The organism is Pseudomonas sp. GM33 (genome assembly GCF_000282295.1).
Classification (GTDB): domain Bacteria; phylum Pseudomonadota; class Gammaproteobacteria; order Pseudomonadales; family Pseudomonadaceae; genus Aquipseudomonas; species Aquipseudomonas laurylsulfatiphila.
In genome coordinates this window covers 1-7,053 of record NZ_AKJO01000154.1, presented here as the reverse complement: position 1 = coordinate 7,053, position 7,053 = coordinate 1, and the positions used below count along the sequence as shown (strand labels likewise).

Below are 7,053 nucleotides of genomic sequence, written 5' to 3'. Positions count from 1 at the left end.
GATCGCAGCGAACGGGGCTTACACCTTCACCCCGGCCGCCAACTACAACGGCACGGTGCCATCGGTCACCTACACCGTCACCGACGGCTCGGGACCTAATGACACCTCGACCCTGAATATCAGCGTCACACCGGTCAACGACAGCTTCACCGACGCCAGCGAAACGGTCTCGACCCTGGAAGACACCGCCCTCAGCGGCAGCGTGCTCACCGGCACGAGCAGCGTCGATGGCCAAGTCAGCGTGGTCAACTTCACCATTGGATCGACCACCTACACGGCCGGCAGCACGGCGACCATCGCCAATGTCGGTACCCTGGTGATCGCAGCCAGTGGGGCCTACACCTTCACCCCGGCCGCCAACTACAACGGCACGGTACCAACCGTCACCTACACCGTCACCGACGGTTCGGGACCCAACGTCACCTCGACCCTGAACATCAGCGTCACGTCGGTCGATGACCCGAGTGTGCTGGCTGCGGACCTCAAAACCACCCTTGAAGACCAGGTCGCCACCGGTAACGTGCTGACCAACGACCGTGATGTGGACAACGCTCTCAGCGTGACCAAGTTCACTATCGGTGGCATCGAGTACAACGCGGGGGGGACTGCCACCATTGCAAACGTGGGCAGGCTGACAGTCGCTGCCAGTGGTGACTACAGCTTTACCCCTGCCGACAATTGGAGTGGCAAGGTTCCGACTGTGACCTACACCACCAATACCGGTTCAAGCACCACGCTGGACATCAGTGTGACTGCGGTCGCGGATACTCCGATCGTGACCGCCACCACGTCTCAGGTGGCCGAGAACAGCAGCATCGCGTTGGGCTTGAAGGTAACGTCAGTGGACACTGATGGCTCTGAAACCCAGACCATTACCTCGATCGCCGGCATCCCGGCAGGTGCGACCCTGACCGATGGCACGCACACCTTTACCGGCACAACCGGTAACGGCGTCGTCGACCTCAGCGGGTGGGATGTCAGCAAGTTGAGCTACACCCCGGCACCGTACGCCACCGGCACCAACACGCTGACCGTGACGGCAGTCTCGACCGAGAGCCAGGGTGATTCGGCCAGCAATACGACGCAGATTCCGATCACGATCAATCCAGCGGTCTATAACCCGCTCACTGCCACCGCCGGTAACGACACCGTCACCGGCACCAGTGGCAATGACATCGTGGTGTCGGATATCGGCGGGCTGACGGTCGCACCAGGTCAGAACTACAATATCGCCTTCATGGTCGACAGCTCGGGCAGTATGGGCGACGCCTCCATGTCAGCGGCGAAGAAGTCTCTGGAGGCGGTGTTTACTTCGCTGATCGCCAGTGCGACTTCGAAAGACGCGAATCCGGGTACTGTGAAAGTGTTCCTCGTGGACTTCGACACAACGGTCAAACAGTCGATTTCGATCGACCTGTCCAGCAAGGATGCCCTGGCGAACTTGAAGTCGGTTCTCGACGGCATGAAATCGGGCGGATACACCAACTACGAGGACGTGTTCAAGACCACCGCCAACTGGTTCTACAGTGCTGATGCGAAGAGCAACCCTAATGCGATCAATCTCACCTACTTCATTACCGACGGTGAGCCAACCGCTTACACCAGCAATGAACAGACCAACCCGGTCGTCGTCAACTTCAAGTCAAGCAGCTCCCCGGACCTGACCCTGGACAGCCTGTTGAAACTGGGTGACTACAGGCCTGGCACTGCTTTCACCACAGTGATCGGCGGCGCAACTCGTACGTTGGTCGATGCCAATGGCGCCGTTTACAAATGGAGTGAGGACAGCAAGGGTAACTGGAGCTCTTCAAAATACAGTGGCCTGACACTCCATGCGCAGGGTGACGGCACTTATGAGTTGTCGGCCAACGATGGCGATGGCTATGTCGACAGCACCAGCGCCACCAATGCCGCAGCGGCATTTGCCCTGCTGGCGGCGGCCCACTCCACCGTGCAAGCTATCGGCCTGAACGGCGACGTCAAGGAAAGCGACCTGGCGCCGTACAACACCACCGACGGCAAGCCGCTGGCCAATATCAACCCTTCGGATCTGGCCAACGCGATTCTCGGCCACAGCGAGGCCACGCTACCGGGTCACGACACCGTCAACAGCGGTGATGGCAATGACATCATCTTCGGCGACCTGGTGAGCTTCAATAGCGTCACCGGCGAAGGTTACGCTTCGCTGCAGGCTTTTGTCGGCCTGCAAACCGGGGTCGAGACCAATCTGGTCACACCAAGCAATGTGCACCAGTACATCACCGAGCACTACAACGTGTTCGATGTGTCTGGGGCTCAGGATGGTGCCGATACGCTGCTCGGCGCCGCCGGCAATGACATCATCTTTGGCCAGGGTGGCGACGACAAACTCTACGGCGGCACCGGCAATGACATTCTGCTCGGCGGTACCGGAAACGACTTGCTGGACGGTGGCGACGGCAATGACATTCTCTTGGGCGGCAAGGGCAATGACACCCTGACTGGCGGTTTGGGCGGCGACACCTTCGTCTGGAAAGCGGGCGACACCGGCAACGACGTGATCAAGGACTTCAAGGCCAGCGAAGGCGACCGGATCGACCTGCGCGATCTGTTGCAGGGCGAAACCGGCAGCACCATCGACAACTTCCTGAAGATCACCACGGTCGATGGCGTGTCGTCGCTGCAAGTCAGCTCGACCGGTCAGTTCAACTCTGGCAATGCCGCAGCCGCCACGCCGGACGTGACGATCAAGCTGGAGGGCAACAACTGGTCAAGCGCCAACCTGCACAACCTGATTGCCGGTAGCGACCCGACCATCAAAATCGATCACAACAACAGCTGATGCATGAAAACGGCCGCCCTTCTGGGGCGGTCGTCACGTTTGTGTCCACTGCCCGGTGACGATTTCGTCGCTGCGCCACATACTGGCGCGCAGTTGACCTATGCTGCTGACAGCATGACGCTGGCTCAATTCTGAGGGATGCTCAATGTTTTACGTGCAACGCGATGCGCAGGGCCTGTTGGTACGCGTGGAACCCGCCGCCTATGCCGAGGCCACGGAAACGCTGCCGGCCGACAATCATGAAATCCAGGCCTGGTTTGCCAATGCGGCGGTGGAGAACAGCCTCAAACAGCTCAAGCAAAGTGACCTGGAAATGATCCGGGTACTCGATGACTTGATTCAGGTGCTGACGCAGAAAGGCGTGATCCGCGTCACCGACCTGCCGACGGCAGCCCAGGCCAAACTCATGGACCGAGACCAGGCCCGTGAAGCCTTGGGTGGCTTGAGCCATTTGATCGATGATGAAGAGACCGGGTTGATCTGACGCCTCCTCCGATTACTCCCACGCCCTGCGTGGGAGTAATCAAATCAGCGCCAGGGCTTGGGCTCGCCGAACAACTGGCCCTGCACACCGTATAGCCCCATCTCGCGAATCACCGACAATTCGCCTTCCGTCTCGACCCGTTCGGCAATCAGCGGCAAATCAATGCTGTGCGCCGCTCGCTGGATCGCCTCGATGAACAGGCGTTTGTCACTCTCCAGATCAATCGACCGAATGTAGCTGCCATCAATCTTCAGGTACGCCAGCCCCAGCCGCGCCAGGTTGCCGATCATGCTGAAGCGTCCGCCAAAACGTTGCAGGCTCAGGGAGAAGCCGAGTTCGCGCAGACGCCGGGTCAATTGCTCCAGCACTGCCTGATCAGGCAGTTGCTCTTCGCCAATCTCCAGGGTCAGACGCGGGCCGAGGTTGGAATGCGCACGCAGTAGCTCGAAGATCTTGTTTTGCGCCTGGGGGTCGCCCAAGGTCGCCGACGACAGATTCAGCGCCAGCGACGCCTCATGTTCGCTCATTTGCGCCAACACCCGTTCGAGCATCAGCCGATCCAGGCGCGCGGTCCAGCCGAATCGCTCCAGCCAAGGCAGAAAACGCCCGGCGGAGATGGTCTGGCCGTGTTCATCGAGCAGTCGCGACAGCACTTTGTAATGCAGTACCAGTTGCGTGTCCTGGGCGGCCACTACCGGCTGGAAATACAGCTCGAAACGCCGCTGTGTCAGCGCCTGGTCGAGCATCTGATGCCAGGCGTGGTGATCGTCGCCGACACTGGCCGAGAGGCTGTGTTCGAGGCAGGCCCAATTTTGCTCGCCCTGACCTTCGGCCTGGGCCAACGCCTGATCACCGAGGCTGAGCACGGCTTGCGGCGAGTCACCGTGAGCAAAAGGTGCCAGGCCGATAGACGCCACGGCAGCCACATCAGTGGCGCCGGTAGCGTGCAGACTGGCCAGGGCGCTATCGAGATTTTGCGCCAGTTGCAGCGCTTCTTCGCGCACTAGCCCCGGCGCCAGCACGGCAAATTCGCCACCACGGATACGGGTGACCAGGTTCTGGGTTTCCGGGTACTTGGCGCACTCGCGAGTCAGTTGCTCACCGACGGCCTTGAGCACTTCATCGGTGCGCTGGCCACCGAGGCGCTGGTTGAGGCCGGCCAGATCCTTGACCCGCAACAGCAGCAGATAACCGGAGCTGGCCTGCTCCGGGTTGCTCACCCGCGCATTCAGTTGCATCTCGAAATAGCGCCGGTTGGCCAACCCGGTCAACGAATCCTGATAGGACTCGACCCGCAGTTTTTCACTACGCTCGGCCTGCTCCTGGAACAGCGCCTTGAGCTTCTCGACCATCTGGTTCATGGCCTGCACGACCCGGCGAAGCTCGGGAGTGCGCGGCAGTTCCGGCAGGCTGAGGAACTCCCGTCGGGCGATTGCGTGGGATTGCTTGACCATATAATCCAGCGGTCGCAATTGCTGGCGCAGCAACAGCGCGCCGAGCACCGCACTGACGGCGCCGCATAGCAGCAACCAGCCCAGGCTGCCCAAGGCGCTTTGCCACAACTTGGCCAGCGCGAACATCGGATGGCTGACGACCTCGACCCGGGCAGCCTGCTCCCAGCCACGGCTGACGATCGCATCACCACCGGCGGGCTCCAGGCCGATCAGTTTGACGAACCAGTCCGGAACGTTGTTGACCGCCGGAATGCCCGTGCGCTCAACCAAGGGCTGATCGGTCTTCAGATCGACCACGCGGATGCTCGCGTAGTAACCGCTGTCGAAGATCGAGCTGACCAGCAACTCGACCATCGCCGGGTCGTCGATATTCGGGGTCAGGGAAAGCGCCAGCGCGGTCGCGGCGTCCTGGGCATGGGAGCGCAACTGGTTGACGTACTGAGTGCGCGAGCTCTCCAGACTGACCATGAAACTGCCGGTGAAGGCGACCACCAGGAACAGACAAATAGCAATCAACAGCTGTTTGAACAAAGACATCTGAGCACGTGCTCCTAGTTAGTCGTCTCGACCGGGAATCCTTCGGCCTGCATTTTCTTCAACACATCCTGCCAGCGCGACAGACGTTTAGTATCGCCGACCTTTTTGTTGCCTTTGGCACCCGGCAACCACAATCCCTCTGCGTTGAAAGAGTAGACCGGCAGCAAATCCTTTCGTTGGCTGGCCGGCTTGATTGCATCAATCAGGCTGTCAAGCACCAGGGGCTCGGCCTCGGGACTCGAGTAGTAGGTCAGCACCATGTGCGCACGGTTCTGCGTCAGTGCCTTGACGTAGGTAATACGCAGCTTTTCACTGGCTACACCGAGGTGACGCAGGCTGAAGTACTTGGCAATAGCGTAGTCCTCACAGTCACCGGCGCCTTTCCACAGGGCTTCGATCGGGGTTTCCCAGTAATCGACTTCATGCCACAGGTCGATGTCTTCAACGTATCGCACCTGCTTGTTGAAGAAGCGATTGACCACATTGAGTTGTTCCGACTCGCTGATCTGCTTCTGACTGGCCAACAAGTATTGCCAATCATTAATGCGTTGCTGGCCCTCTCCCAAAGGTCCGTACAATGCCTGCGCCCGCCGGCTGATCAGGGAAAAGTCCCAATCGGCACTCAAGCTGCCCAGCATCACGCCAGCCAGCAGCAATGCGCTGCACAGCCAGCGTAAAATCCGGGGGATCGTTAAACATGCCGCCAATGCGAGGCATCCTGGGTAGGCAGGAGAGAATTGTCCGAATGGTGAAGGTTAGTCCGGAAAAAGACAATGGCACGGTGAGATCACTGGTGGCGCGCTAAACTGAAACAAAGGCATTCGTTCACTTGTTTGACAAGCTGTCAGGCAGTCACTAGTGTCATTTGGATCCAAAAAATTCATTATTCAGGGTGCGTTTAGTGACACAAAAGCCCAACCCTCTGAGCAGTATCAAGGTCAACGGGCCGATTCCCGCACATCTGGCTCGCTCGGTGATCGAAGAAACCCTGCGCGCGGCGATACTTGACGGGCGCATCCCTTGTGGCGCGGCCCTGCGCCAGCAGGACCTCGCCGATCTGTTTGGCGTCAGCCGCATGCCCGTACGGGAAGCCTTGCGCCAGCTCGAAGCACAGTCGTTGCTCAACGTGGTGGCCCATAAAGGCGCCGTGGTCGCGCCGCTGGTCCAGGGAGACGCCGTTGAAACCTACGCGCTGCGCATCCTGCTGGAATCCGAGGCCCTGCGTCTCTCGGTGCCATTGCTCCAGGACGAAGATCTCGAGCAGGCTGCCCGCTACATCGACGAACTCGAAACGCAAAGCGACTACAGCGAAATCGGCCGCCTCAACCGCTTGTTCCACATGACGCTTTACTGCCGAGCACCCAATCGCCGGCTGTTGAAACTGGTTGAAGACGGCCTGAATGAGGAAGAGCGGTTCCTGCGTTTCAACCTGGAAGCCATGGGCCTGGGCAAACTGTCCCAGGACGACCACCAGGCACTGTTGCGCGCCGCCAAGGACCGGGACGTGGAACGCTCCGTGAAGTTGCTTGAGCATCACCTGAACCGAGCGGTCGAGGTCATTACGCGCTACCTCAACAGCCCTGAAGTCCAGGCCAGAAACACACCGAAGTAACCCCCCAGCGGCAAGTACAAGACGTGAGAAAGCCCGTTGTGGAGAAACTCCACAACGGGCTTTTCAGTACCCCTGAAACGACAAAACCCCTGTCTGCGTTAGCAGACAGGGGTTTTGGAATTCAATCTTGACGATGACCTACTCT

Annotated in this window: 5 protein-coding genes; 3 read left to right on the top strand and 2 right to left on the bottom strand. The window is 59.6% G+C overall.

Annotated features, from left to right (window positions below):
• Both PMI26_RS32150 and PMI26_RS04420 read left to right on the top strand, forming a co-directional pair.
• Positions 1–2,821, top strand: a 2,821-nt coding sequence (locus PMI26_RS32150; RefSeq protein WP_033048283.1) for a tandem-95 repeat protein, incomplete at its 5' end; no start/stop codon positions are given.
• A 145-nt stretch (positions 2,822–2,966) separates the two neighbouring features.
• On the top strand, positions 2,967–3,305 hold the full coding sequence (locus PMI26_RS04420; protein WP_007978962.1) for a hypothetical protein: 339 nt from the start codon (positions 2,967–2,969) through the stop codon (positions 3,303–3,305).
• 44 nt (positions 3,306–3,349) lie between these two features.
• Here PMI26_RS04420 and lapD read toward each other — a convergent pair whose 3' ends face one another.
• Together lapD and lapG are read right to left on the bottom strand one after the other, a co-directional pair.
• Positions 3,350–5,296, bottom strand: coding sequence for a cyclic di-GMP receptor LapD (gene lapD / locus PMI26_RS04425; protein WP_007978960.1), 1,947 nt, complete (start codon positions 5,294–5,296; stop codon positions 3,350–3,352).
• A gap of 14 nt (positions 5,297–5,310) precedes the next feature.
• On the bottom strand, positions 5,311–6,003 hold the full coding sequence (lapG, locus tag PMI26_RS04430; RefSeq protein WP_007978958.1) for a cysteine protease LapG: 693 nt from the start codon (positions 6,001–6,003) through the stop codon (positions 5,311–5,313).
• Positions 6,004–6,197: 194 nt separating this feature from the next.
• Here lapG and PMI26_RS04435 point away from each other — a divergent pair, with 194 nt between their 5' ends.
• Positions 6,198–6,908 (top strand): GntR family transcriptional regulator, encoded by a 711-nt coding sequence (locus PMI26_RS04435; protein WP_007978956.1) that lies wholly within the window; start codon positions 6,198–6,200, stop codon positions 6,906–6,908.
• Positions 6,909–7,053: the final 145 nt, after the last annotated feature.